Origin of the sequence: Clostridium frigidicarnis, from assembly GCF_900111985.1 — a bacterium.
In the GTDB taxonomy this organism is placed as follows: Bacteria; Bacillota; Clostridia; order Clostridiales; family Clostridiaceae; genus Clostridium_Z; species Clostridium_Z frigidicarnis.
On record NZ_FOKI01000013.1, the window covers coordinates 36,792 to 61,681 of the forward strand.

Sequence of the window (24,890 nt, forward strand, 5' to 3'; positions counted from 1 at the left end):
ACCTCCAGAATTTAATTAATATCTTCCATTACTTCCACATACCATGATTTTATGTTTAACTACTTCTCTCATAGCATCTTTACCTGGAGTCATATATTTTCTTATATCATTTTCATTTGGGTTTTCTTTAAAATATTTTTTCACAGCATTAGCAAATGGTATTTTTAAGTCTGTTGCTACATTTACTTTACATATTCCTAAACTTATAGCCTTTCTAACTAATTCATCTCCCACGTCAGAGGCACCATGTAAAACTAAAGGCACTCTAACTTTTTCTTTGATTTTCTTTAATCTCAAAAAATCCAACTTTGGACTGCCCTTATATAGTCCGTGTGCTGTTCCTATTGCTACAGCTAAGGAATCTATGCCTGTTAAATTAATAAACTCACTAGCAGTCTCTGGATCAGTGTAGACAGAATCTTTTTCTTCTACAATCAAGCTATCTTCCTTACCAATTAATTTTCCTAATTCCCCCTCTACTGCAACATCATATCTATGTGCATATTCAACTACTTCTTTCACAGTATTTACGTTACCTTGAAAGTCTTTATGAGATGCATCAATCATAACTGATTTAAAACCAGCCTCTATTCCACCTTTAATACCATCTATTTCTTGGAAATGATCTAAATGTACTGCTATTGGTATATCATATTTATTTGCCCCCACATTAGCCATAGCAACTATATAATTATCTCCTGCATATTCTATAGTTGATGGAGTTCCTGCTAAAATTACTGGAGATCTTAACTCCATGGCTACTTCTATAACCACTTGCAAGGTTTCTAAATTGTGTATATTAAATGCTGGAACTGCATATTTTTCTATTTGTGCTTTAATTAACATTTCTCTTGTAGACACTATTTTAAACATTTAAATCATCCCCTAATTTAAATTCCATCAAAATCCTCTACTTCTTCTTTGTCCTTTAATTTAAATCTTTTTAAGGCATTACCTCCTGAATTTAAAGCCATTTCTGCTAATTTTTCTGCGCATGTATCTCCTCTAAGTAAAACTATCTCCAAAAGCATTCCCAAATTTACTCCTGCTACAACTTCAATTTTTTTGTTACTTATGGTCCTACTTAAGATTACTGAAGTTTTAAAAGGTGATCCTCCCGCTAAATCACAAAAAACTATAATTTCATCACCTAATAAATTTAATGATCTTTCTATATTTTCTTTTAATATTTCTGTACTCTGATTTTCAATAAAGTCTATAACAACAACATTTTCTTGTTTCCCTGCAATTAGCTCTAATGCACTTACAATTCCACTTGCAAACCTTCCGTGACCAGTTACTAATATTCCCGTCATGCTTTACCATCTCCTTAGACACTCTTATAGTTATATATATTTACTCCTTTAACCACTCTGTTCACAGTACCGTCAATTCTAGGATTATCAGGAGATATGTTAACTCTTAAAGAATTCAAAAATCCAAATATTTGTCCAATTAACATAAAGCTGAAAACGCAATATATCTCTGGTATAGGTTCCCCGTTAATTTCTATGTGCTTATTACAAAATTTAGTCATATCTTTGTACTTACCATAGGTAACTGCACACAATTTATGATTACCACTATCACTATAAATTTCTTTCATTAAATCCATATCATATAGATTAGTATATTTATTCATTGAATTCATAACTATTACCAATGTATTATCATTTATTATAGATTTAGGACCATGTCTAAACCCTAAAACTGATTCCCAAATAGTCTCTACTCTCCCACTTGTAAGTTCTAAATTCTTAAGTGCCATTTCCTTACTTAATCCTTTTAATATACCTGAGCCTAAATACACAACTCTATCACAGTTATAATCAACTAGTGATAAAATTTCTTTCCACTTATTTTCGATAATATTTCCTCCATTACTTACAATAATATCTAAATAAGTTTTATTATTATCTATATTATCAATATCAAATATAAGTATTAAAGCTAACATCATACAGCTAAAAGAACTTGTCATAGCAAACCCTTTATCATTAGACTCTTCAGGCATTAATAAACATAAGCTATTTTTACTTTGTGAAGCTTTTTTAGCTAATTCCCCTTCTCTGTTACATGTGATAACAAGTTGAGATATGTCTTTAATGTTTTCCTGAAACAAATCATATACTCCAATACTTTCAGGACTGTTTCCTGATCTTGCAAAAGATATCAGTAAGGTTTTAATATCTTTCTTTATATAATATTCAGGATTTGATACTAAGTCTGTTGTTGCAACAGATTGAACCTCTATGTTTAATTTGTTTTTCAAATAAAGTTCTACGGTATCTCCTACATATGCTGATGTTCCTGCTCCGGTTAATATTATTTTTGTATCACTTTTCACTTTATCATTTAGAAATTTTTTTATACTTTTTTTATTCTCATTTATAATATTGTATGTTTTAAGCCAAGTTTTAGGTTGCTGAGATATTTCCTTAGCTGTATAAATACCACCTAAATCACTTAACTTTTCATCTTCAATACCAAAATACATAATACTCCCCCCTTAACCATCAATCTCCTCATGCCATAGCAATCACCAAACTTAAAACCTGCTTATCAGTTGAATTTTCTCACTCTAGATTAAGTAATTCTAATCTTATTAAATGTATTCATTTTAAGCTAATAACTATTTTATTGATAAAAGATTAAACAGAACTCATACCATCATATAGATATGAGTTCCATAAAGATTTGATTACAATATATTTATTGGAGTAAAGGCTCCCAATAATTTACATGCGATTCCAATACAAACAGTTATTAATATTAATTTAACTGGTGAATACCCTTTTTTAAGTAATTTATACATTAATAGTGTATAAACTAATGGAAGTAAATTAGGCATTATTGCATCTAACACTTTTTCTTGAACCTCTACTGTAGCCTGTCCTGCAGTTATAACTAAAGGAGTTTTCAATTTAACAAAAGAAGCTATTAATCCTCCTACAACTGTCAAACCTAATATTGATGCTGCATGAGCTACTTTTTTGGTCTTTTCTTTTAAGGTTGTGATTGCTTTAACTCCTGTGTTATACCCATATTTCATCAATGAAAATATTGCTAAGAAATGTATAACATTAAATAATACTAAGAATACTATAGGTCCAGCTATATTGCCTTCCATTGCCATGGACACACCTATTCCTGAACATATTGGCAATGCTGTTAACCAGAACAATGCATCTCCTATTCCGCCTAGCGGTCCCATTGTAGCAATTTTTATAGCTCTTATTGTTCCCCTATTTTCTTTATTCTCCTCCATAGCTAATATTAATCCCATTATAAATGTAACTAGAAATGGATGAGTATTAAAAAACTCCATATGATCTTTCATGGCCATAGCCAAATCTTCTTTATCTTTATGAATCTTTTTAAGACCAGGAAGTAAAGAATACAACCATCCACATGCCTGCATTCTTTCATAGTTAAATGATGCTTGAAGTAATAGTGAACGCCATACCATTACGTTTAGATCTTTTTTAGTTATGACTTTTTCTGAACTTGGATTTTTATATTGATTGTTAGATTCCATCCTCATAATCCTCCTTTGCCACTACTACTTGAGCATTACCCTTTGAAAAATAATCATATAATGCAATAGCTAATCCTACTAAAGCTATAGCTAATATAGGAAGGTTTCCATAGGTAACTAAAACAAATCCTATTAAAAGATATGCTGTATATTCTTTTTTAAACATTATTTTTAATAGCATTGCAAATCCTATAGCGGGCATCATTCCTCCTGCAACTGATAATCCATCAATAAGCCACTTTGGTATTACACTAACCATAGTCTCAGCCTTGTCTGCACCAAAATAAATTACTAGGAAAGCTATAACAAAGTAAAAACAAAATAAACCTATTAATCCTATATAGTTTACCTTTTCAATACCTTTTGTATCTGCCTCTTCTGCATACTTATCAGCCTTATGCATTACAGGTGAAAAAGCAGTGAATAATAAAGTTATGCAAGCCTGAGCTGCAACTGCAAAAGGAACCGCTAACCCTACAGCTGCTTGAGGTTCAAGTTTTCCTAAAATAGCTATACTTGTACCAATTACTCCACCTATAACAACATTTGGAGGTTGAGCTCCTGCTAAAGGAACCATACCCATCCATACAAGTTCTAATGTAGCTCCAACTACAAGACCTGTCTTAATATCACCTAAAATAATTCCAATTACAAGCCCAGTGACTAAAGGCCTATGAATATGGGTGAGACCATCAAAATAATCTATCCCTGCTATACCTGCCCATATTGCAACTAATAGAGCTTTTACAAACATTTATTTTTCCTCCTTTTATTTTTAAGGTTTTAAATGTATTTTAAAATATCTACTTCAATTTTTTCATCTGGTACCCTTCTAATTTCTAGTTTTATCCCCATATCGTGTAGTTTTCTTAAGGTTTTTTTATCATCATCATCTAAAGAAACTGTTGATGATATTTGTTGTTTTCCTGTTTTAAAATGCATGTTTCCTATGTTAATTTCTTTTATAGGTACTCCCCCTTCTATTAACCTCAAAACATCTTGTGGAGTCTTGCATACTAAAAATATTAATTGTCTTGGTGCTGCTTTGTTAATCACTTTTATTGTTTTTTCAATAGTAAAAAACCTTGTTCCTATGGCATCTGGTAGAACCATCTCCATTAAGCTTTGTTGTACCTCATCACTTGCAACCTCATCATTTGCTACTAAAATTAGATTTGCACCTAGATGATTTACCCAAGTTACGCCTACCTGTCCATGAATTAGACGGTTGTCTATTCTTGTTAATAAAATATTTGGCATTCTTACACCCCCATTTTTTTTATATGTTTTAGGTACATGAAAGAAATTAACAATTCAAAGATGCTATTTATATTTTGGGTCAATATTACTTACGCAGTATGACACGAAATAGACTAGCATACTGACTTGTTATTTTTTGAATGTGCTTTACATACAAAACATACTTCCAACTTATTTACACTTATACAAAACTATTTGCGTATTTGCTATATTAATTTTTTGTTCTCTCACGTTGTAGTGCCATATTACTTTTAAAGAAAACTTTATATGTTATTGAGACAATTATTGCCATACATATTACTAAAATATCTGAAAACTGTATTTGCAGAAATTTAAGTATTATGAAATTTGTTAATAAATTTATTAAAAACATTATTATTACACTTGTTATATTTACTGTTCTTTGTTTATTATCTACTAAAACTATCATTTCTGAATTTGTAAGATTTTTATTTTTATATTTTTTACTTAAATATATTGCTATTAAATCTAATCCTATTTTTCTACATATAAAATCACAGAAAAATATTATAACTATTGTAAAAAGTACTATTGTAAAAATTTGAAAAGTTGTAATCCCAACCATTAACTTTATCAGTACAATCTTAAATGCTAAAAACAAAACTCCACCAATTAACATTAATAATGGTAATGTTATTAATGTTGACATAGCTGCTAGCTTTAAACTTTCGTTAAATTTTTTATCTCCATTTATCCTCATGCTTATAATATTGTTAGAAATAAACATAATCACTAAAAGCATTATTATCTCAAATAAATACTTCAATCTATCATCTCCTTTTTAAGATATAATATTTATTACTATATCTTAGTTTTCTTTGTATTTTAATACTATTATATGTTCTCATTTTGTATAAATTACCATTTGTTTATATTCATTTATATTTTGAATTCTATATATTTTGCCTAAAAATAAAAGTATTTGCCTATGATTCATCCCAACTTATGCATTAAAATACAAAACATATGCCTAATATGATAAAACAAAACAGCCAACATATTATTGAAAATAATATGTTGGCTGTTTATTATTATATAAGCTACTCTATTCTATAATATCTAAATCTACTCTATAATACCTGTATTATCATTTAAAGAAGTTTTTGCATTTATTTTTTTCACAGTTATTGTTGAGTAAAATGATGTACCCAAAATAATCACGCCTCCTATAACTTCCCTAATAGTTGGCAATTCTCCCAAAAGTAGAACTGCTAATATTATACCGTAAACTGGCTCAAGACTAGAAATTATACCTGCTGTTTGAGTTTTTATATTTTTCAAACTGTTTATAAATAGTGTATGAGCTATTCCTGTAAAAACTATACCTAATAATATTAATAGTCCTATATCTTTCCCAGTGAAATTAGGCCTATATAAAAATATGGCTGGCACTAGTACAAGTGTTGCTATAGATTGTTCATAAAATGCTATAACCACACTTGAATATTCCTCTACATATTTTCTATTAAGCATTGAAAGTATTGCATAAGTAAATCCTGAAATAATTCCCCATATTGCTCCCTTTGTTAAATCATCACCTAAATTAAACTTTGGTACAACAAAAATTACTCCCAAAAAAGTTATTATAGCTATTATTATATCTTTTGCATTAATTTTTTCTTTAAAAAAATAAGGCTCCAGGAATGTGGTAAACACAGGAAATGTTGAAAAGGTAAGTAGTCCTATTGCTACTGTGGACATCTGAATTGCTTGAAAAAATGTTGTCCAGTGTATAGCTAAGATTACTCCCATTATTATTAAATAAATATAATCATTTCTTTTTTTTAATTTCAAATCTTTTTTAAAGTAGAATAGAACACACATTAAAAAGATACTTGAAAAAAGAACTCTCCCCCAAACTATAACCATAGATGGTAATGATATAAATTTACCAAATAAGCCTGATAACCCAAAAAGTAAAACTGCTAAATGAAGTTCCATCAAACTTCTATTCTTTTCATTCATATAGTTATCTCCCCCACTGTATACTAATACTATATATTGACTTTAATATTCAAGTTCTTTTAATGTTAAACCTTTAGCTGGAGCCTTATTAGATGATTTTTCCTTACTTTTTTCATTTAATATATTTTCCATATCTTCTGGATTTATGTTTCCTTCTCCAACAGAGATAAGAGTCCCAACTATGATTCTTACCATATTCAAAAGGAATCCATTTCCATTGACCTCTACTTCTATTAATCCATTATTTTTATTTATATTTATGTAGTTAATTGTTCTAACTGTTGATTTATCGCTATTTGACTTTAAACTTGTAAAACTTCTAAAATCATGAGTTCCTACTAAATACTTAGCCGATTCTTTCATTTTTTCTAAATCCAAGTCATTATTTACATGATATGCAAAATCTCTAGTAAATACATTAATATAATTATTGTTATCTATTTTATATGTATATGTCTTTGATTTAACATTGTATCTTGAATGAAATCTCTCTTTTGCAATTTTTAATTCCTTTATTGATATATCTTTAGGCAAATATTCAACTAAATATTTATTCATATCATCTAATGTAACATTGCAATTTGTTGAAAAATTAGCTACATAATTTTCAGCATGAACTCCTGAATCTGTTCGCCCACAACCAATTAAAGATATATCCTCCCCTGTAATTTTACTCAAAACATTTTCTATCTTTCCTTGTATTGTAACAGCAGTACTTCCCTTTTGATTTTGCTTCTGCCATCCATTATACTTGGTTCCATCATATTGAATTACCATTTTTATATTTCTCATAATTATTGACTTTATAAAATCTAAAAAAATATATTCTTAAACTTTATTCATACACTAATTCCACTTTGTAATTGACAATTGAAAATTGAGAATTGACACTTATGATTGAATGCTCTAAGTTTCCTTAATATAAAGTTGAGAATTGAGAGTGTCAGGTTGAAAGTTATTCCCAGATTCAATCTCCTATAATTAACAATAACATTTCGTATAATAAAGTATTAATGTACATAATAGCATCTCTCTACAATGCTATACCATAAGCCCCTGGTTGTTTGTCACATCCTCTCTTAATATTAAAATAACTAATTCCCATTTTAGAAATATAGAGTAGCTCTTTTAATTTATATTTTTGAATTATACTATTCATCTTTAATTATACCTTATTATAGCTTAGTGTTTAACCTTTATAATTTTTTTTATATTTACAAACGCTTTTTCATGTACTATATTAAAATATCATAAATATAATTTTCGCAATTTATATTGACATTTACTTTTCTACATGGTACTATAAATGAAAATTTAATTATTAACAGGAGATAAAATTATGAATTTAAAAATAACCCTATGTATCTCAAAATTGAATAACAAATTTTTCTTTAGCTATTTTAGATAGGGTTTGTATCTATAGATTGTTACGTTTTTACTAACATAGATACAAATCACACCGATTATGTGTTTTGTATCTATGTTGGCTAAAGACTTTTGTGTTTTTAATAATAGCCTCATAGATAATGCTAAGAGGCTATATCCTAGGTAAAAAAATAGCCTCATAGCATAGCTGTGGGGCTATTTTTATTTATAAATTTATATTCATTAATACCTAGGAGGTTTTAGTTATGGAAAAAAGAGAAGGATTCTCTAGTAAAATTGGCTTCATAATGTCTTGCGTTGGAGCTGCTGTGGGTTTAGGAAACATATGGATGTTCCCTTATAAATTAGGTGAAAATGGTGGTGCAGCATTCTTAATTCCATATTTCATTTTTGTTGCTATTCTTGGCACAGTTGGATTAATTTCAGAATTTGCTTTAGGTAGACAATTTAAAAAGGGGTCTTTTGGTTCTATTAGTCAAACTCTAAAAAAGAAAAAAATAAAAGGAGGCTCTATAATATCCTTAATCCCCACATTGGGCTTAACTGGAATCTTTATGTTCTATACTGTTGTAATTGGTTGGATATTAAAATATTTCTTCATAAGCGTAACAGGAGAAATATCATCTATAAACACAGAGGTTTACTTTTCAACATTTACAGGTAGTCCAAGTGCAGTATTTTGGCATGGACTTGCAGTTATAATAACATTAATAATAGTTAGTTTTGGAGTTTCAAATGGTATAGAAAAAATTAATAAAGTAATTATTCCGTTATTATTTATTATCTTTATAGTTTTAATTGCAAAATCATTAAGTCTTCCTGGTTCAAATGAAGGAGTAAAATATCTTCTAACTCCTGATTGGTCTTATCTTTTAAAAGCTAACACTTGGATTGCGGCTATGGGACAAGCTTTTTTCACAGTGTCCTTAACTGGATGTGCAATGGTTGTTTGTGGAAGTTATGCTAAAAAAGATTTTGATATACCTAATTGTGCTATAAACACTGCTTTTTTCGATACTCTTTCAGCTATGTTAGCTGCATTTATGATTATGCCAGCTGTATTTGCTTTAGGTTTAACTCCAACAGCTGGACCAGCATTGCTATTTATAACTGTTCCAAGCATATTCCAAACAATGCAGTTTGGTAACCTTATAAGTTCATTGTTTTTCTTAAGTATTATTTTTGCTTCAATTTCTTCTTCAATAGCAATGCTAGAAGGTCCTGTTGAAGCAGTTATGAATATAACTAATTGGAATAGGAAAAAAACTACTATAATTACTGGTATTTCCGCATTTATTTTATCAATTCCTTTAAGTTTAAGTAGCACTTTGTTTGATAACTTCACTAATTTCATAACCATTATATTATCCCCAATTGGTGCACTTATTGCTGCTATTATCTTCTTCTACGTTTTAGATCCTAACACAGCTTTAAGTGAATTAAATTTAGGTGCAAAACATAAACTTGGAGTTTGGTTTATGAAATTAGGAAAATATATATTTGTACCAACCACTATTGTTGTTATAATCCTTGGAATAATCTATGGTGGTATTGGCTAAACATTTATTATGTATAAAAAAACAAAAGGGAAATAAATCCCTTTTGTTTTTTGTGTTTATTTATTGCTCTATTATAGGTATTTCTATTTCCAAATCAGTTATTGGGTAAGTTGAACATGGATGAATATATCCAAAAATCATATCCCCTTTTCTTCTTCCATCGCACTCTGGACTTACTGCTATTTTCCCGGAAATAAGCTTAGAACGACAAAATCCACATTCTCCTGAGCGGCATTGTGAAGGACAAATTATTCCCGCTCTTTCTAAAGCTACTAATATACTCTCTGAACCTAGTGCTGGAATTTTAATACTTCCTTTTCCAACTTTAACAGTTATATTAAATTTTTTATCCATGTTAATCTTTAACATTTCATTATTTAATAAAAACGCCTTATCTTCTCCCATAACCTCTTGTCTTATACGTCTAGACGGTATATTAAGATTTTTCATCTCATTTTCTAAAAACCTATACATAGCAGTTGGACCACATAGATAAAAAGTTTTATTTTTACTATCAATATATTTATTTATAAGTTCTGAATTTATAAATCCTGTTTCTCCTTCCCAATTTGAATCATGTTCTGCCAAAACATAAACAATTTTTATTTTTCCTTTAGATTGTTTTTCATAATTATCAAGTTCATCTTTAAATGCTATTTCTTCTACACTATTAGCACCATAAAACATTGTAAAATTTAAAGGCAGATCTTTTTCAACTATATTTTTAACTATAGAATATATAGGTGTAACTCCACATCCACCACATATTCCTATTAATTCTTTTGTATCCCTTATTTCATTATATCCAAAGAATCCTGTAGGAGATGACGTTTTTATTTTTGTTCCAACAGTCCAGTTTTTAAAAATATAATTAGTTAAAAGTCCATCTTCCTTAAACTTTATAGATATTGAGTAATATCCAGATTTTATTGCATCCTGAGGTGTGGAACACAAGGAGTATGCTCTCGTTATTGGACAGTCATCAACAACAAATTTTATGCTTAAATATTGTCCCGATTTAAAAATAGGTAATTCCCTTGTTCCAAAATCCTTATTTGCTACTAATTTAAATGTTCTCATTGTAGGAGTTTCTTGTCTTACCTCTTTAATAATAAGATTTAATTGTTTTGGATGAAGCTTTTGTGCTAATTCCCCTACTGGGTCATTTAAATCTATTTTATCCTTCTCTGAATTTATAATTTTTTTTCTTTCTTTCAAAATTCCCCATGGACTTTTTATAGTATTTACATATTTTCCACTCATTACTTACTGCCCCCCATATATCTTATTGCTTTGTTTGTAGTTAATCTTGTAAGTCTAATAATAGGTGTATATCCATGGGTACTTTGAGAACATCCTCCTACAAAATATAATCCACTTACTTCTTTTTTATTTTCAAACTTTTCTGCTGCAAGTCTTACAACCGCTGAATTCCACGGAGTCTGTTCATGACCAAATACCTGTCCTTTATATGCCCCTGTATATCTATTCCAAGTAATTGGAGTTACCATTTCAACTTCTTCAATATGATCTCTTATTTTAGCACCTGTAATCTTTTCAAATATATCTATCATTTCTTCTCCAAAACGAGTCTTTAAATCCTCATAGTCCTCTATTAAAACATCTTTAAATATATCTCCAAATACTAACCAAGAAATAGTAAGCTGACATCTTCCTTCTCCTGTAGCTCCTGGTATTGCATTATCTAAACAAATGGCTGATAAAAACCCTTCTGGATTTAATGTAAATAGTGAATCATAGATTTTTCTAGTATCCATGGTATTTGTTATAAAATACTCATAATACTTTATTCCAAGGTCTTCTGGATTAGCATCTAATCCTAAATATATAGCAATAGATGAACATGTGTTTACTTCAGCATTGGTTTTCTTTACACTAAATTCTGGAGCTGAAGTTATTGGTGTTATCATCTTTCCATATACAAGTTCTGGATGTGCATTAGATAATACACATTTAGTTTTTATATAAGTTCCATCTTTGAGTTCCACAGCTATAACCTTATTGTTTTCTACATGTATTTTTTCAACTTTACAGTTATATTCAATCTGCCCACCTAGTTCCTTAGTTCTTTCTGCAATAGCTGTTGATAATGCATGAGACCTATTTGCTGGTATATATGCTCCAGTATATATATATCCATATAACATGTATCCCCATAATAAAAATGTTAAAGCATCCACAGATGGTCCTTGATAACACCAGTATGCATGCAATATACTCTTTATTCTGTTTGGAAGTTCAAATTCTTTTTCAACTTCTTCAATAGTCATATGAGAATATTTAATAAAGTTAGGATATTTTCTTTTCACAGTAATAATATTTGGTAACTTTCCTTTCATCTCTTGATCTACCATATAATTTATAGCTTCATACATTTCCTTACACAATTCCATATATCTAGTTACTTCTTTTTTCACCCCTGGCGATTCCTTTTCCATGCATTCTATAAATTCATTTATTCCAAAAGGTACGCATACATTTATATCTTCTTCTGGTACTATAAGTACATAAGCTTCTGGAACAGCCTCAAACTCATATTTAACCCCCAACCTGTCTAATGTTTTTCTTACATCATAGCTCTGTTTCTTTGTACCCACATCAAGAATTTCATGTAATGTAGCCTCAAATTCATATCTTCCTCTAACAAAAGAAGTTGCAAACCCTCCTGCTAAATTGTGTTGTTCTAATATTAAAGTTCTCTTTCCTTCATAAGCAAGTTCACATCCAGCCATAAGACCGCCAATCCCTGCCCCTATAACCACTGCATCATATTCTTTGTCAAATCTAGATAATAAAAAATCTTTCATTTCCATCTTTCATCCCCCTTATGTTCTTAACTTTATTTTAGTTGCAACATAATAATGTATATGATGAAAAATGTAGTTTTAACCCCTTAAGTATTATAAATAAAAAGGATTAAAAGTTAATACTCTTAATCCCCTTTGTTTTAGGCACATTCCTTTTTTACGCTCCTGGTTTGTATACTTCTTTTTTATCTCCTCTATATATTATTAATGATTGTCCCTCTATTACATCATCATTATACTTAAAATCCTTATTAGAGAAATTACAAACTACTTTTATATCATCTCCATACTGAGTCATTTGAACTAACTTGTTCTCAGATAACACCTTAAAATCAGTCATTTCTTTATTAATTACTTCTTTGCTGAACTTTGACCAAACTTTAGAATGTTCAGATATTTTAGTTCCATGTTCCTCCCATTGAAACTTATCTAGATGGTAAAGTGAAGGTACATTATAAAGAATTTCATATAACATTCTATTTTTGACCTCATCCTTAATTTTTAAAGTTGACCATTCCCATTGATATGTTGTTATAACTGAATCATTATAAACTAATTTAAATAGAGGTACATTATAAGTATTATCTAAAAAGATTTTTTTGTACTCTTCCTTTACTGGAACTTCCTTAGAATATTTTTCTGGAACCCCCCCATTTGGTGAATAATATCTACCCAAATAATATTTGCTATCTTTGTTCTTCTTCATATCATCATCCATCCAAGAAAATGCTGGTATTTCTATTCCATGAGCAAACGCTATTGTAGAACTTGCAAAATCATTTCCACCTTCTGATCCTATAACCATATTTTTATCATTTCCTATATAAGCCATTCTATCTAATCTAGCCTTTAAATCTTCTTTCTGAGTTGTTATATGATCCTTGGAATAATCATCATAAACTTCCCCTGTTGCATCACAATCAATAAACCAAGAATTAAAGTTAACTCCAGTGTTCAAAATACTCTTTACTCTTTCTTCTACAGATGGCATTGACAATGTTGGATTCAATTTTCTTCCAACATTTTGAAATCCACTTAACTTTTTACCTTTTTTATCTGTAACAGTTGCATTTTCATATAAGGTTTTATCTTCAAACTCAGCTGTATTCCACTGTTCTTTTCCTGGCTCATGTATGGAATGGTATGAATCATATGGTCCTATAAGGTATCCATTATCATTAGCATACTTAACCATTTCTGGTTTTATAAAACCTTGAGTCCAATTATCTAATCCTATCCAAGCATTATCTAATCCAGAGTCCTTTATATCTTTCAACAAGTCTGTAGTTCTATCACTTGCCCATTGCTCAACAGGCATAAATACCCCTTCCATATTTTCATTAAGAGCTCTCTTGTTTAGATCTATTATTTCAACTTGATTTAAATTGTTACTTCCCTTTTTAAGTAACTCTTCCATTTTCGCATCCTTTTTAGGAAATACCTCTTCATTGTAGAAATCAGGTAATGTTAATACATCACTTAATCCTTGGCATATTGTATTCTTATTATATTTATCAACATAATCCTTTGTACCCGCTTCTTCTAATGCTTTAACCTTTTCAGTAGAATCCTCAATTTTATTTTTCAATAAAGTCTTTATCCATTCTACAGGTTTGCTTCCACTACTCTTTCTAAATAAATCCCAGTTTATATCCTTCTCTGATATAACAGTTGTATCCCATAAATACATATGAGTGGCACCATAAAGTTTTTCTATATTTTTATTATCCTTAGCTTTTTCTTCTAAAGTTTTAAATTCCCCTTTTTCTATAACGTAATTTCTATAAACTTTGCTAATATCAACAGGATTGTTCTGTGTGAAATAAATTCTAAATCCATAATCCTTGTCTTTATTTATCTTTGTATATTCATGATTAAATGAAAATTCAATACCCTGTTTTGTATTAAAATTTATACTATCATTAAACATATCATCCATTAGATATACAGCTGAATAACTTTCATAATTAACTGCAAAAAATCCCATAGAAAAAGATTGTATTACGTCTATTTCCTTTTCATTTAAATACTTCATCCAATTATCATCATTCTTTGGGATTGATTTTCCTTCACCTAAAGGTAAAATATAATTTTCTCCTTCTACTTTTGGCCAAGTAAATTCATTTTCATCATCCTTAATAGATTTAATTTTTACATCTATATACTGTTTTTCTTTTTTTAAATTAACCTGAATTCCCTCATTAGGATAAGACCATGACATAGTTGAGGAATCCTCTTTTAAATTAGATACCTCTCTCTTATCCATTGCTTTAGAAATAACTTCTTCTTTTCCATTACATTCAGCTATTATTTCAAAAGTTTCAGGATTAACTTTATAATTGAAATTTAATGTATCCACTACTGATTTGGTATATTCCACTTGGTTTTTTATATTTTTCTTTGAATACGAAGCCATTATTCCTGCTAACACGGTTATACTCATTAACAAACATATTATTTTCTTCATTTATTTTCACCTCCAAAAACAAATATACTATATTTATGTCACATGAATTTAACATTGTATAAGTTATTTTTTCTTTCATGTATTAAACAATATTAATAAAAACTGTTTTTTTTGATTAGTTACACATTTTATATTAATATGATTGTATGAATTTATTTTTATAAAAAACTTCATCTCAACCTAAGAATCACTTTATATTTACATTTATTTTATTAATCATAATGAAGTCTATACTTAATAGGATAATAGCCATGGATATTTTCATTGTTCTAGTTAACTTTCAAAGAAGTGAGCTCATACTAAGAATTCCATTATCATAGAGTAGTAACCTTTTATAAAATATAAATAATAATTTAATGGAGGATTAATAATGAAAAAAATTTTAGTAACTGGCTCCAACGGTTTCTTAGCTTCTAGATTTATTGATTTTTATAAAGATAAATATGATATAGTTCCTTTAACTAGAAACACTTTAGATATAACCGTTGAAAATCAAGTTTTAGATTTTTTTAAGCATAATAAATTTGATTTAGTTTTTCACACAGCTGCTATTTCTGACACTCAAAAATGTGAGAGAGAACCAGATTTAGCTGAAGAAATAAATGTAAGATCCACTTTAAACATAGCTAAAGCATGTACATTAAAAAACTCTACTTTGGTTTTTGCTAGTAGTGACCAAATTTTTAATGGAAATAGTAATAATGGACCCTATGCTGAAACTATATTGCCAAATCCCAACACAGTTTATGGACATACTAAGTTTGAATGCGAAACTCGTATAAAGGAATTTATGGATAACTATTATAATTTAAGATTAACTTGGCTCTTTACTTTTCCTGAAAGATGTAAAAAAGTTAATACCAATATAATTACTAATACCTTAAATGCTATTTTCAATAACTCTAAATTGAAACTTTCAGATAATGAATTTAGAGGCATGACTTATGTTTATGATGTTATAGAAAACTTTGAAAAACTGATTACACTTCCATATGGAGATTATAATTATGGTAGTGAAAATAACTTATCAACTTATGATATAGCTTGTTATTTGTTAAAATCTATGAATTTATCTAATAGAATTGACTCAACATTGATTATGGACGCTGAAAGATTTAAAGATCTCAAAAGAGATTTGAGAATTAGCAACAAAAAACTAAAAGAAAATTCTATAATATTTCCTATAACTACAGAAGGTTTAATGAAATGCATTTATGATTTTGGTATTAATAAATAAATAATAGATGATTCATTATGATTTTTATATACTTTTTTCTATAAGCACATTATATAAAAATAAACTTTAATGGTTTCCCTTTATCAGTAAGTTAATATTTAACTTTTGAAATTATCTCTACATAAACTTTTGGTCCAACAAAATTGTTTTATTTTAGTGAAGTTTTAAATTTCCAAAAATAAAATTCAAGTAAATATTTGTTATTAATATAGTTTTTCACCAATCAAAAAGAACTCTTATTGATTTAAGAGTTCTTTTTGCATTTATTAATGGTGCGAACATCCATCATGACTACATGTATGATTACTTGGAAATTGAACTAACTTATCTTGTTTAAACATTTCTAAATTATTGCCTATAGTTCCTTCTTGAGCCTTATAAACCTTAATTCCCATAGAATTTAGTTTAACTATTGCCCCTTGACCTATTCCACCTACTACTACTGCATCTACAACTTCACCTGATAATGCTTTTATAGGTTGGCATTTTCCATGTTCATGTCCTAAATCTCCATTACCTACAGTGGTAACTTCATTTTTATCTAAGTCACATATTACAAACATTGGTGCTGTTCCAAAATGACCATATGGCATACTGTCCATTCCCTCATTGGATTTTACCGGAAAACATACTCTCATTTTTATTCCTCCTTAAGAAATTTTTTGCAACATCCTTGCATCTTTTTACAATTATCTTTGCATTTTAAATTATTAAAGTCTTTTATATCTAAGTTCAATTCATTTTTAATTGAATTTAAATCTTCATTTATTAGTAGTTTTATAAAATCTATAGCATTGTCTAAAATTTCCTTATTTAAATCATAAACAACATAGTATCCTTTTTTATATCCTACTATTAAGCCTACATCCTTTAATACCTTTATATGTTGAGATACAGCTGCTTCTGATATGTCTAAATGTTTTGAGATTCCCTTTGCACATATGTTTCTTTTAGACAAAAGAAGTAGTATTTTTATTCTTGTTTCATCACCAATAGCTTTAAAAAGTTTTACTGTTTCTTTCATAAATTCTCCTCAACAATTTAATTAATCATCTGCTTAATTAAATTATAATACTATTAATTAGTTTTTTCAACACATATTTAAATTCACTTTATTATATAGATTCTAATTAAGAACATTCACTATCTATAACCTTACAGTTATAACACATGCTAACTAAGTACAAAATAATACAAAATATCTTAACTGTCAGGATAACCATATGAATAATTCAGGTTATTATTTAATTTATAGACATATAAATAATTACTTGATTAAGCAGTAATTAAAATATATTAAATTTAAATTCTTCTGTATTCTTTTGTCTAAATTCCTTAACATAATAAGATAGTTCAATAAGAGTTTTTTTATTTAAAATAATTATTGAATTGTCTCTCTTTAAGATATAACCCTTACTAATAAATTTATTTATTGTGTTGTATAAATTTTTTCTACTTGTTGATAACATCTTGCATAAATTATAAACACTTTTAAATTTAAATATATTATCATCACAATTTTCTAAAATATAAGATGCAAATAATTCATCAAATCTAAATAAATCTTTCATAATAAGTTTTTTATACATATTGTAAATTCTCTTACTTGTTTTAAAGAAAAATATATTAAGAAACTCAGGATTTTTTTGTAGTTTTTTAAAAGTATCTTTGTTAATCTTTAATAGTCTAGCTTCGCTAGTTGCAATTATATCGCAAAATAAGTTTTGATCATAAATCTCACTTATTTTCCCTACAAATTCATTTTCATAAAGTATGTCAACCAAAAAAGTTTTACCTTCTTTAGTTATGCACTCAACCTTTACCACACCACTTAATATAAAGAACATGCTTTCAAGATTTTCATCTCCTGTTGATATATATTGTCCTTTATGATAATCTATAATATTTATCTCATCTAAATATTCTTTTATGTTGTTATATATGCATATATCCTTCATTTTCATTTTTTTATACCCCTAAAAAAAATTTCATAAATACCATATACTATTCTATATCATCAAGTGATTGTTTAAATATCTCTAAATAAAAATACTTAAAAATAATAACTTTTTTATAATATCTATATATTTATTATATAGGAAAAGCTAGCAATCCTACTATAGAAATTACTAGCCGTTTACATTTACTTATATTCCTTTTAAAGTTAATCCATCCTAGTATCTTTATAATTCAATATTTTTTATCCTTAAATTATCAATTTTATAGATTAACTTTAAAATTTTTTTGAAATTTATTTTTAGAAATTTATTTCTTACTAATTTAATCGATAATTAAATTTAAAATAATGTATCCTCCCCTATATAGCAGGCTATTTGATTATCTAAAAATATGTTCTGAATTTTTTCCAACTTATCTTTAGTAACCTCTCCAACTTGTGAATAAGCATAGTTTTTCCCAAGTTGTAACCATTTAGATTCTCCTAATCTATGAAACGGTAGAAGATTTATTTCTACTATTTCATTGTCTTTCATAAACTTAATTAATAAATCTATATTTTGTTTATTATCATTAAAGCCTCCTATAACTGGAACTCTAAGAACCATTCTTCCCCTCCAGTTAGACTTTGATAATGATCTTATATTTTCATGTATTAAATCATTATAAACTCCTGTTTCATTTTTATGCTTTTCTCTATTCATATTTTTCACATCTATAAATGCAAAGTCTATATACTTCATAACATTTAAAAATACATCGTTTTTTATATATGCACTAGTTTCAATGGCTGTATGAATACTATTTTTTTTACATTCCTTTAATACTTCTATTAGAAATTCATACTGCATAAGTGGTTCTCCGCCACTAAAGGTAACCCCACCTTCACTTCTCCAGTTATTTGAATCCCTTTGTAATATTTTTAGTACATCTTCTACTTTATATTCCTTAGCGCATACTTTTAAAGCATTATTATAGCAAGATTTTGTACATTCAAATGTATTACAAATTTTACATACTTCCCAGTTTAACATGGGCTTACCATTGTCATGAAAAGTTAATCCATTTTTATTACATTTATCTTTACATGCTATACATCCATTGTTGTACTTACATGATAGCTCACTAAACATAATATGAGGCTTAATGCCCCAACTTTCTGGATTTGCGCACCATCTGCATTTTAGAGGACATCCATTTAAAAATACAGTTGTCCTACATCCTGGACCATCATGAACTGAAAAGCTCTGTATATCGAATATAATTCCCTTAGTACTCATAGATTTACCTCTCTTGTTTAAATTCATGACCTTTGCATGTTATAGCGTTTAGACTTTCAAATGTCCAATCATCTTTAGATAAACCTTTACATAGCCCTATACCATTAACATCTGATGCACCAAAGTGCTTGCAGTTCTTACACTTTGGAACTATAGCTATATTTCTGCAAGTACCACTATCTATATTTACAATGTCCTTTGTAAGTCTACAAATTCCTTTAACAGCATCTATAGGTGAAAAATTCAAACAATCATTATGCTTTAAACTCATAACATTACACCCCCTCATATTGTGTTCTTGCAATAACTTCATCTTGTATTGGTTTTCCAAGCTCACACCAATATTGAGTAAATCCTGCTACTCTTACCATAAGATCTCTGTAGTTATATGGATTTTTTTGTGCATCTTTAAGAATATTAGAATCAACTACATTATATTGAATGTGAAATCCACCTTTTCTTAAATAAGAACGAGTAAGATCTAAAAGTTTTCTAGTTCCTTGCTTTCCACTTACAGCCATTGGGTGCAATTTTAGATTCATTTGTGAATTCTGCACCACAGACTGATCCCAAATGGTTGCAGACTCAAATAAAGCATAAGGTCCATTTTTATCCGTACCTGGATAAGCAGAAACTGATCCATCAGAATAAGTTGTACCACTTAATCTTCCGTCTGGTGTCGCCAATGTTGCAGCTCCTTGTGGCCCGTGAGTAGACACGGATATTTGACAAGGATACATTTTCTTACCATATAAAGATTCTGCTTTTCTACATACTTCTAACAACCACTTTTCATAATCTTTTAAAATGCTATCTACATAGAAATCATTGTTACCATACTTAGGTGCATCTAAGCATGCTTTATATATCTCATCATATTTTCCAGTTTTATCATTTTTAACTTGATCTGCTAAAGAATAATTTTCTACTTCTAATGCATCCTTAAATCCAAAATTATTTAAAATAGCATTTCTAAGTTCATCTAAGGTATATTGTTTTTTATCATATATTAAACTTTTGATTGATGCTAATGAATTTACCATTGTTATAGTTCCACAGGTTTCTATATTTAAAGTAGCATTATATCTATATCCCATATTTCCTATATGCTGACCTTTATCTAGACAATCAGGCTTAAGAAAGGAATTTATAACTGACATGTTATGTTTTCTCCAAATATCAAGTTCTATATTATTAGCTTTTTCTAAAACATGTATAGCTTTTTCGTAATACTCCTTAAAAACTTCAACTACCTCTTCATAGGTTTTAAGTTTCTTATTATGAGGTTCAAAAATTTGCACCCCAGTTCTACAGTCTTTACCATTCATAAGAACAAGTTCCAATATTTTAGGATTAGCTATAAAATGAACTCCCGATCCAGCTGATTGACCTGCCCCTCCAGCTATTGAATATTTTTTGCCGTTTAAAGAAAGTTTTTTCCAACATCCTGGAGAAGTTTCTAAACATCCACCTGAAGCAACTGCTCTTGATTCTTCTATTGTCATTCCTTCTTCCCCAAATTGTTTAATCATAAAATCCATTGCATTCCTATTATTAACCCATGCTGGATATCCAGTTCCAAGCTTAGTACACTCAGCAGCCTTTAATAAAAATTTCTCTGGAAGTTTTTCATCATAAAATACTGTTAATGTTGGTTGAGGAGTTTTGCAACTCATTCCTGCCTCTAACAATAACATTTCAAGTTCATTTGCCCCCGGTCTCCCATCTTCAGTAAGCCCTCCTATAGTTAAAGTATTAAAAGTATTACCTGATAATACTCCTCCATTTACTCCTGCTGATGCAAAACAATCAATACAAGTTATTTTTATTCTATAAAGCTCTAATAACTCTATAACTTCTTTTTTAGTAATTTTTTTATTTTCAATATCTTGCTCATACCAAGGATATATAATTTGTCCAAATCTCCCTATTGACATGCCTGATATAGCATCTTCATTTACAGAGGCTATATGAATTGTATAAGAAAGTTGAAGGGCTTCTCTAAATGTACGAGGTTGATTGTGGGCTATCCAATTAAGAATTTCAGCAAGTTCTCCATATTCCTTTTTATCTTTTTCATTAGTTTCTATTTTTTCTAAGTAAGTTGCATGATTAGCATAGTTTAATATCCATGTTTGTATTCCCCTTAAAATTTCAACTACAGCTTCATAAAAATAAAGCCTGTCCATTCCTAGTATTCCATCTCCATTAGCTTTTCCTGCAACATCTCTTCTACATTCTTCAGCCATTTTTATAAGTTCATCGATTCCATAATTTAATGGATAATAATAATTTATTATTTCTCTACCTTGTGGTAAAGTATATCCTGAATCAAACATGCAGATTAAACTACTCATTATCTTTTCTTTTGTTTCATAATCAGGCATCATTTTTTCATATCTAAATCCCAAATCCTCTATAGACTTACCAACCCATTCATTTGCTATTTTTAACAAAACAGGTATCTCTTCTTTCCTCATACCGAACTTACCTGCTATTGAAACTACTTCTCCAAAGCTTTTAGTAACATTTCCACCACCACTACCAAATTGAGTAAGTTCATCTGCTGTACTACTAGCTAATTTTGAAGCTTCTTTTTTTATTTCTTCTCCTTGAGATACAAAAAAACTTTCACTAACCCACGGCATTGGAAAAGCGCCTCTATAGCTCTGAGTCTTTTGCATTACTAATTTTTCACCTGGAATAATATTAGGAGTAAGATGTGAGAAAGCACATTTTAAAGCTTTTGCCCTTCTTACAACAGTTATTTCTCCATCAAATTCTCTCCATGCTCTGTTGTACCAGTATGGAAACTCCATATCTGCTGTAGATAAAGTTTTATAAAATATATCCATCAGATATTTTGTTCTAGGTGTGGATTTTTTTTCCTCTTCACTTTCTGAATTTTCATTTGTAATTCTGTCTGTATGTATCCCCTTAGCAGACAAAATACTCTTCATTTTCTCCTCTTTTATTTTATCCATATTTTATTACTACCTCCTTTTTACACACCACTAATATATTATATTTTGGACATCAAGAGATAGTGTAAAGTATACACATTTTTCTAAATTAAATTTATGTATCTATATAATAATATTGATTTTTGTATAAACTTCAATACTATAAATTATTCTAAGTTCTGCAAATCATTAAATTTTTTTAATAAATTCCCTTAAATTTTAAATATATATTTTTTATTATATTAAACCCAAAAATTTATTCTAATTGTTTCATATAATTTTTATAAAAAAGATTAGTATTTTTATTTAGGTGGTATTTTTTCCTTCATCTGATAAACGGACTTCATCTTAACATAAGAATCACCTGATTAAACTTATTTTTACTTAACTTAAAAATTAACATAAAAAATAAGGTGTTAAAAATCCCTTTAACACCTTATTTCTAAATATATATCAAATCATTTCTTTTAAATTTTAAATTTTAAAATAATTTCATTAAGTTCTTGTGCAAGTTCCGCCTGTTCTTGTGCAGTTAATGCAACCTGCTCCATAACTTTTGTAGACTCTGAAACACTTTCTTGAATTCCATTTAAATTCTCTGATGATCCTTGTGTTATTTCTGCCATATTTTGCGTTGCTTCACTAACTTGAGTCATTGTTGCTGATATTTCTTCAGTCATTGATGCTAGCTCTTCTGACATGTAATTAACAAAATTCCCATCTTCTTGATATTGTTTTCCGATTTTTACAAAACCTTGGAATTCATATAGAACTTTATCATTCATAAATTTTAAAAGCTCACTACTATTTTCAGATATACTTTTAAATGCTCCCTGTACTTTATCTATTGTTGATTTAACATTGCCAACAGCGATTGATGATTGTTCTGCTAGCTTTCTTACTTCATCTGCTACTACAGCAAATCCTTTTCCCTGCTCCCCTGCCCTTGCAGCCTCTATTGCTGCATTAAGGGCTAGTAAATTTGTTTGCTCTGCTATACCTGCAATAGTATCAGCCATTACTTTGATTTCGTCTACAACCTTACCTTGTTCTATATCATGTAAAATAGCTTTTTCCATACCAACGTAAAGCTCTTTTGTTTCTTCAGTTGCTGTTTTACTATTACTTTCAACCCTTGTTGCTCTTTCCTTTATTTTAATTGAATTACTACTTCCATCAACAGCTTTATTTGCTAAAACTGCAACACTTGAATCTACCTCTTGTACTGATGCTGATATTTCTTCAGATGTTGCACTTGTCTCCTGAACTACAGAATTTATTCCTTTTGTTGATTCATTTATTACTTCCATTTTTGAAGTCATTTCCTCGGCAGTTGCAGACAATTCTTCACTTGCTGACGTTATACCTTGAACGCTGTCTATAACTTTTTTTATTAGTAAGTTTACATTTTCTTGTGCTTTATTTAGTGCATCACCCGTTTGTCCAAATTCATCCTTTATTTCTAAAATTAAAGGTGTCGAAAAATCATAATCAGACAATCTATTAGCCAATTCTCTTATTTTTTTTAATGGTATAGTTATACATTTTATTATAAAATTAGCACATAAAATCATTAAAACTAAAGAAACAATAATAATAGTAGTATTAAATATAACAGACTTCTTATAATCACTATTATTTTTATCTAAAGTATCTTTTGCCCAGTTTTTATTTGCTTCTACTAATTTATCTAAATTGCCTCTCGTTTCATTTCTAACTTTTTCAAATTCACCTGTTTTTGTATTTATTTCTTCTATATTTTGGCTAAGTCCTGCATTTATAAGTTCTGATATAATTTTTCTATAACTGATAAGTTTTTCTTCAAACTTACTAAATAAATTTTTATCTTCTTCTGTTGTAATTTCACTCTTATATATTTTAATATCTTCGTTATTTTTAGATTCTAATTCATTTATTTCATTAATTAATTTATTTATTTCATTTTTATCCTTAATATTTCCAGCTAACTGCATTTTTAAATATATATTAGATAAATTTTTATCCATATCATTTATAGCTGTAATAGATAGTATATTATTGTTATATATGTCTTTAATAGCTATATTACTATCATATAACTTTTTTAGCCCTACACCTCCAATAATAAACATTAATATAGCAATTACTGTAAAATTAATTATTAATTTAGTACCTATTTTCAAGTTCTTAAGTTTTTCCAATTTTATGCCTCCCATTTTTCTTTTCAATTTCAAAATAAATATTTTAGTTACATCAATACATATCGTGAAATATTAAATATACCTTAAGTATTTTCATCAAATTCCATTGCATCTAGTTTTAAAAACTTTTTACGCTTTTAATATTTTAATTTTCTAATCCATTACTTCTATTGAATTTTGTAATTTTTCTTTTGGTTTTTTATTAAATAGTTTTTCTATTTTATAAGATAATTTTTAACATAAAAAAGGA

22 protein-coding genes are annotated in these 24,890 nt (G+C 28.5%); 2 read left to right on the top strand and 20 right to left on the bottom strand.

Annotated elements, in window-relative coordinates:
• Nucleotides 1–15: 15 nt before the first annotated feature.
• From BM119_RS09635 to BM119_RS20400, 10 genes are all read right to left on the bottom strand, one after another.
• Nucleotides 16–873, bottom strand: a complete 858-nt coding sequence (locus BM119_RS09635; protein ID WP_090040992.1) for a tagatose bisphosphate family class II aldolase — start codon at nt 871–873, stop codon at nt 16–18.
• A gap of 17 nt (nt 874–890) precedes the next feature.
• Nucleotides 891–1,316, bottom strand: coding sequence for a PTS galactosamine/N-acetylgalactosamine transporter subunit IIA (gene agaF / locus BM119_RS09640; RefSeq protein ID WP_090040993.1), 426 nt, complete (start codon nt 1,314–1,316; stop codon nt 891–893).
• A gap of 14 nt (nt 1,317–1,330) precedes the next feature.
• Nucleotides 1,331–2,497, bottom strand: a complete 1,167-nt coding sequence (locus BM119_RS09645) for an SIS domain-containing protein (RefSeq protein WP_090040995.1) — start codon at nt 2,495–2,497, stop codon at nt 1,331–1,333.
• Nucleotides 2,498–2,701: 204 nt separating this feature from the next.
• The gene (locus BM119_RS09650; RefSeq protein ID WP_090040997.1) at nt 2,702–3,538 is read right to left on the bottom strand and encodes a PTS system mannose/fructose/sorbose family transporter subunit IID; all 837 of its coding nucleotides are present in this window, start codon (nt 3,536–3,538) and stop codon (nt 2,702–2,704) included.
• Complete coding sequence (agaW, locus tag BM119_RS09655; protein ID WP_090040999.1) at nt 3,528–4,292, bottom strand: PTS N-acetylgalactosamine transporter subunit IIC; 765 nt, start codon at nt 4,290–4,292, stop codon at nt 3,528–3,530. The genes BM119_RS09650 and agaW overlap by 11 nt, the downstream gene beginning before the upstream one ends.
• Nucleotides 4,293–4,321: 29 nt before the next feature.
• Entirely contained in the window at nt 4,322–4,798 is a 477-nt protein-coding gene (gene agaB, locus BM119_RS09660; protein ID WP_090041000.1) for a PTS galactosamine transporter subunit IIB, read from the bottom strand.
• A 211-nt stretch (nt 4,799–5,009) separates the two neighbouring features.
• On the bottom strand, nt 5,010–5,585 hold the full coding sequence (locus BM119_RS09665; protein WP_090041002.1) for a hypothetical protein: 576 nt from the start codon (nt 5,583–5,585) through the stop codon (nt 5,010–5,012).
• A gap of 299 nt (nt 5,586–5,884) precedes the next feature.
• Nucleotides 5,885–6,784, bottom strand: a complete 900-nt coding sequence (locus BM119_RS09670; protein ID WP_090041004.1) for a DMT family transporter — start codon at nt 6,782–6,784, stop codon at nt 5,885–5,887.
• A 42-nt stretch (nt 6,785–6,826) separates the two neighbouring features.
• Complete coding sequence (gene truA / locus BM119_RS09675; RefSeq protein ID WP_090041005.1) at nt 6,827–7,576, bottom strand: tRNA pseudouridine(38-40) synthase TruA; 750 nt, start codon at nt 7,574–7,576, stop codon at nt 6,827–6,829.
• Nucleotides 7,577–7,817: 241 nt separating this feature from the next.
• On the bottom strand, nt 7,818–7,943 hold the full coding sequence (locus BM119_RS20400) for a hypothetical protein (protein WP_278336788.1): 126 nt from the start codon (nt 7,941–7,943) through the stop codon (nt 7,818–7,820).
• Nucleotides 7,944–8,415: 472 nt separating this feature from the next.
• Here BM119_RS20400 and BM119_RS09680 point away from each other — a divergent pair, with 472 nt between their 5' ends.
• A complete protein-coding gene (locus BM119_RS09680) occupies nt 8,416–9,729 on the top strand; it encodes a sodium-dependent transporter (protein WP_090041007.1) in 1,314 nt (437 codons plus the stop codon).
• 60 nt (nt 9,730–9,789) lie between these two features.
• On the opposite strand, the gene BM119_RS09685 is transcribed toward BM119_RS09680, so the two are convergent.
• The 3 genes from BM119_RS09685 to BM119_RS09695 all read right to left on the bottom strand — a co-directional run bounded on the left by BM119_RS09685 (nt 9,790) and on the right by BM119_RS09695 (nt 15,024).
• Entirely contained in the window at nt 9,790–10,992 is a 1,203-nt protein-coding gene (locus BM119_RS09685; protein ID WP_090041009.1) for a flavin reductase family protein, read from the bottom strand.
• Nucleotides 10,992–12,563: a phytoene desaturase family protein gene (locus BM119_RS09690; protein WP_090041011.1), complete on the bottom strand. Its 1,572-nt coding sequence runs from the start codon at nt 12,561–12,563 to the stop codon at nt 10,992–10,994. The genes BM119_RS09685 and BM119_RS09690 overlap by 1 nt, the downstream gene beginning before the upstream one ends.
• 151 nt (nt 12,564–12,714) lie before the next feature.
• Nucleotides 12,715–15,024: a glycoside hydrolase gene (locus tag BM119_RS09695; protein ID WP_090041012.1), complete on the bottom strand. Its 2,310-nt coding sequence runs from the start codon at nt 15,022–15,024 to the stop codon at nt 12,715–12,717.
• A 370-nt stretch (nt 15,025–15,394) separates the two neighbouring features.
• On the opposite strand from BM119_RS09695, the gene BM119_RS09700 reads away from it, so the two are divergent.
• On the top strand, nt 15,395–16,261 hold the full coding sequence (locus BM119_RS09700; RefSeq protein WP_090041014.1) for an SDR family oxidoreductase: 867 nt from the start codon (nt 15,395–15,397) through the stop codon (nt 16,259–16,261).
• 266 nt (nt 16,262–16,527) lie between these two features.
• On the opposite strand, the gene BM119_RS09705 is transcribed toward BM119_RS09700, so the two are convergent.
• The 7 genes from BM119_RS09705 to BM119_RS09735 all read right to left on the bottom strand — a co-directional run bounded on the left by BM119_RS09705 (nt 16,528) and on the right by BM119_RS09735 (nt 24,640).
• A complete protein-coding gene (locus BM119_RS09705; protein WP_090041015.1) occupies nt 16,528–16,899 on the bottom strand; it encodes a NifB/NifX family molybdenum-iron cluster-binding protein in 372 nt (123 codons plus the stop codon).
• Nucleotides 16,900–16,901: 2 nt separating this feature from the next.
• Nucleotides 16,902–17,285: an ArsR/SmtB family transcription factor gene (locus BM119_RS09710; RefSeq protein ID WP_090041017.1), complete on the bottom strand. Its 384-nt coding sequence runs from the start codon at nt 17,283–17,285 to the stop codon at nt 16,902–16,904.
• Nucleotides 17,286–17,547: 262 nt separating this feature from the next.
• Complete coding sequence (locus BM119_RS09715; protein WP_090041018.1) at nt 17,548–18,225, bottom strand: Crp/Fnr family transcriptional regulator; 678 nt, start codon at nt 18,223–18,225, stop codon at nt 17,548–17,550.
• Between the two features lie 333 nt (nt 18,226–18,558).
• The gene (gene hpdA, locus BM119_RS09720) at nt 18,559–19,497 is read right to left on the bottom strand and encodes a 4-hydroxyphenylacetate decarboxylase activase (RefSeq protein WP_090041019.1); all 939 of its coding nucleotides are present in this window, start codon (nt 19,495–19,497) and stop codon (nt 18,559–18,561) included.
• 4 nt (nt 19,498–19,501) lie between these two features.
• On the bottom strand, nt 19,502–19,768 hold the full coding sequence (gene hpdC / locus BM119_RS09725) for a 4-hydroxyphenylacetate decarboxylase small subunit (RefSeq protein ID WP_090041022.1): 267 nt from the start codon (nt 19,766–19,768) through the stop codon (nt 19,502–19,504).
• A 4-nt stretch (nt 19,769–19,772) separates the two neighbouring features.
• Nucleotides 19,773–22,481 carry a 4-hydroxyphenylacetate decarboxylase large subunit gene (gene hpdB, locus BM119_RS09730; protein WP_090041024.1) on the bottom strand — a complete coding sequence of 903 codons (2,709 nt, stop codon included), beginning with the start codon at nt 22,479–22,481 and terminating at the stop codon, nt 19,773–19,775.
• A 446-nt stretch (nt 22,482–22,927) separates the two neighbouring features.
• Nucleotides 22,928–24,640, bottom strand: a complete 1,713-nt coding sequence (locus BM119_RS09735) for a methyl-accepting chemotaxis protein (protein WP_090041026.1) — start codon at nt 24,638–24,640, stop codon at nt 22,928–22,930.
• Nucleotides 24,641–24,890: the final 250 nt, after the last annotated feature.

Coding starts and splice junctions, on each gene's coding strand:
- BM119_RS09680 (WP_090041007.1), top strand. CDS start 8,416: ATGGAAAAAAGAGAAGGATTCTCTAGTAAAATTGGCTTCATAATGTCT.
- BM119_RS09645 (WP_090040995.1), bottom strand. CDS start 2,497: ATGTATTTTGGTATTGAAGATGAAAAGTTAAGTGATTTAGGTGGTATT.
- truA (WP_090041005.1), bottom strand. CDS start 7,576: ATGAGAAATATAAAAATGGTAATTCAATATGATGGAACCAAGTATAAT.
- BM119_RS09635 (WP_090040992.1), bottom strand. CDS start 873: ATGTTTAAAATAGTGTCTACAAGAGAAATGTTAATTAAAGCACAAATA.
- BM119_RS09705 (WP_090041015.1), bottom strand. CDS start 16,899: ATGAGAGTATGTTTTCCGGTAAAATCCAATGAGGGAATGGACAGTATG.
- BM119_RS09710 (WP_090041017.1), bottom strand. CDS start 17,285: ATGAAAGAAACAGTAAAACTTTTTAAAGCTATTGGTGATGAAACAAGA.
- agaW (WP_090040999.1), bottom strand. CDS start 4,292: ATGTTTGTAAAAGCTCTATTAGTTGCAATATGGGCAGGTATAGCAGGG.
- BM119_RS20400 (WP_278336788.1), bottom strand. CDS start 7,943: ATGAATAGTATAATTCAAAAATATAAATTAAAAGAGCTACTCTATATT.
- BM119_RS09670 (WP_090041004.1), bottom strand. CDS start 6,784: ATGAATGAAAAGAATAGAAGTTTGATGGAACTTCATTTAGCAGTTTTA.
- BM119_RS09700 (WP_090041014.1), top strand. CDS start 15,395: ATGAAAAAAATTTTAGTAACTGGCTCCAACGGTTTCTTAGCTTCTAGA.
- BM119_RS09650 (WP_090040997.1), bottom strand. CDS start 3,538: ATGGAATCTAACAATCAATATAAAAATCCAAGTTCAGAAAAAGTCATA.
- hpdA (WP_090041019.1), bottom strand. CDS start 19,497: ATGAGTACTAAGGGAATTATATTCGATATACAGAGCTTTTCAGTTCAT.
- BM119_RS09715 (WP_090041018.1), bottom strand. CDS start 18,225: ATGAAAATGAAGGATATATGCATATATAACAACATAAAAGAATATTTA.
- hpdB (WP_090041024.1), bottom strand. CDS start 22,481: ATGGATAAAATAAAAGAGGAGAAAATGAAGAGTATTTTGTCTGCTAAG.
- BM119_RS09690 (WP_090041011.1), bottom strand. CDS start 12,563: ATGGAAATGAAAGATTTTTTATTATCTAGATTTGACAAAGAATATGAT.
- agaB (WP_090041000.1), bottom strand. CDS start 4,798: ATGCCAAATATTTTATTAACAAGAATAGACAACCGTCTAATTCATGGA.
- hpdC (WP_090041022.1), bottom strand. CDS start 19,768: ATGAGTTTAAAGCATAATGATTGTTTGAATTTTTCACCTATAGATGCT.
- BM119_RS09685 (WP_090041009.1), bottom strand. CDS start 10,992: ATGAGTGGAAAATATGTAAATACTATAAAAAGTCCATGGGGAATTTTG.
- BM119_RS09695 (WP_090041012.1), bottom strand. CDS start 15,024: ATGAAGAAAATAATATGTTTGTTAATGAGTATAACCGTGTTAGCAGGA.
- agaF (WP_090040993.1), bottom strand. CDS start 1,316: ATGACGGGAATATTAGTAACTGGTCACGGAAGGTTTGCAAGTGGAATT.